The organism is Halorubrum sp. SP3, from assembly GCF_005435195.1.
Lineage (GTDB): Archaea > Halobacteriota > Halobacteria > Halobacteriales > Haloferacaceae > Halorubrum > Halorubrum sodomense.
This window is the reverse complement of record NZ_SGTU01000071.1, coordinates 1-1,877: the sequence shown is the minus strand read 5'-3', so window position 1 is coordinate 1,877 and position 1,877 is coordinate 1. Positions and strand designations below refer to the sequence as shown.

General features: G+C 58.2%; 2 protein-coding genes and 1 pseudogene. All 3 read right to left on the bottom strand.

Annotation, left to right across the window (positions count from 1 at the left end; translation table 11 throughout):
* Nucleotides 1–227 (bottom strand): hypothetical protein (locus EXE42_RS19635; RefSeq protein WP_206750726.1); only part of this gene is annotated, 227 nt, incomplete at its 3' end.
* A gap of 188 nt (nt 228–415) precedes the next feature.
* Nucleotides 416–1,279: a hypothetical protein gene (locus EXE42_RS15295; RefSeq protein ID WP_137706888.1), complete on the bottom strand. Its 864-nt coding sequence runs from the start codon at nt 1,277–1,279 to the stop codon at nt 416–418.
* A gap of 241 nt (nt 1,280–1,520) precedes the next feature.
* Nucleotides 1,521–1,877 (bottom strand): annotated as a pseudogene (locus EXE42_RS18690) (hypothetical protein); the annotation flags it as partial.

Here is a 1,877-nt window from a genome sequence, read left to right as displayed (position 1 = left end):
AGCGCGGTTTCGATCGCATCGACCGCGTCTGCGTACGCCTCCTGATTGAACGCGGTGACCCCCTCGTCGCGGGTCATCGTCGCGTCGTTGCGGGCGCCGAGCGCGTTATCGTACTTCGTGACAATCTCGCGGGACTGACTGTTGCTTCCGCCAGTACCGCCGTCTCCGCCGATTTCATCCGGGAGTGTGTCGAGACAGCCAGCGATCGAAGAGAATCCGAGTGACACGGTGGATGTGATCGCAGCTCGCCTACCGATCATGATTCCTAAACTACCAATTTGTCTGCTTCCACGCAGCCGAATTACTTGAATTCAGGGGAGAGTTGGAGGGCGGTGTTCAGGTGAGAACGAAAATGGGTGGTAGTGCGTTCCGAATTGAATGGCGGTTCCCGATTTTCGGGGTGCTACACACTAGGTTAGATGTCGTCGGTGCTACTCAAGGTACCAAACTGGAGCTCCTTGACTAGCTGAACAGTGTCGTTCGCGCCTCCGTCACCGAATACGTCTGCTTTTCCGGGCGTTGCGATGTCTCTGATCGTTCCTGCGTGGCCACTCAGATCGACGGTGAGGTCGATTGAGACGATATCACCGGTGTCTACGGTGACACCGTTATTCGCGACAGTCTGATTGTCCGGATTAGACGGCGGGTCAGTAGAACTGCCTGTCGATATTTGACTGCCACCGTTTACCTTGAACTGGAAGATGTCCCACACGCTGGTCGTGTTCAGTTCCTCGGTGCCAGGCGAGCTAGAGACGGAACTACCGAAGTCGTTAAACTTGATACCGACATCAAGTTCCTCTGTTCCGGGGTTCCGAATCTGGAGTACCTCGGAGAATGTCCCTTTGTACGGGTCACCAACAGCGCTGTTAACCGCAGCGTTAGAGTGATTCCGGCCGACCCGATTCGGAACAGCCAGCTCGATGCGGAACGGGTCCCCGTCGTCACCGTTCGGTCCCCCAACGACGCCGTCGCTGACGTACATCGCGGGCAGGTCGTCCGGATCATCGATCGCACCGTTGAGTCCTGAGCTGTCCACTCCGTCGAACAGTTCATTACCGCCAGCGATATATGGCGGATCGGTTGCTCCGTAGTCGTAGTCTCCAGTTTGGCCCCCGTCTCTAAACGCTGGACCCGCCTCGATAGCGATGTCGTCCTCGACAACGACCCGCATGTCTGCCGTCGCGTTCGCACTAGCATTGAACGCCGCCGACGAGAAGACCGCGCCGCTCCCTGTTGCTAACGCCCCGAGACCGATCACCATACTGCGTCGCTTAACCATGTGGCTTCCACCTATTTGCCTACTGTAGAGCTATCCACTTAATATTAGGTTACTTGAAACGTTCGAAGGGACGACCTGACCCCGGAAGAGACGACGAGCCCCGTTTCAGGCGGGGCTTGACCGCGAAGGTGGCGATCAACAGACCGACAGACGAGAGTCGAATGGCCCTGCTTTACCCAATATTGCGTGACACGGTACCACACTCAGATTACTGCGTCCGATCATACCTCTCGGTGATCAATCACTCCTCGTTTATCGCAGCTATCTCTAACATGACGCTCGACTGCTCAGGGAGCGTTTCGAGGTCGCCAGGCGCGTCGCTCGCGATCAGATTCACCACGACGCCGAACGTGACCGCATCGCCGGCGTCGAACGTCTCGTCGGGGTCCGCGAGCAGCGTTGTCCGCCCCTCGTCGTCCGTCCGCGTCCGCCCGTCCGCAGAGACCACCCGGAGCGTCTCGGTGACCCCCAACGACTCGGAACCCCCGTCGGTCGCGGAAAACGAGAAAGCGAGCCGGTCGTACGGCACATCGCCGTTGTTCGTCACTTGGACGAGATCCTCGAACCGCGAGATCGCCCGCTGGTTCAGCTGTCTTAT

Bases quoted from the DNA above. Each gene is read 5' to 3' on its own strand.
- EXE42_RS15295 (WP_137706888.1), bottom strand. From the start codon at position 1,279: ATGGTTAAGCGACGCAGTATGGTGATCGGTCTCGGGGCGTTAGCAACA.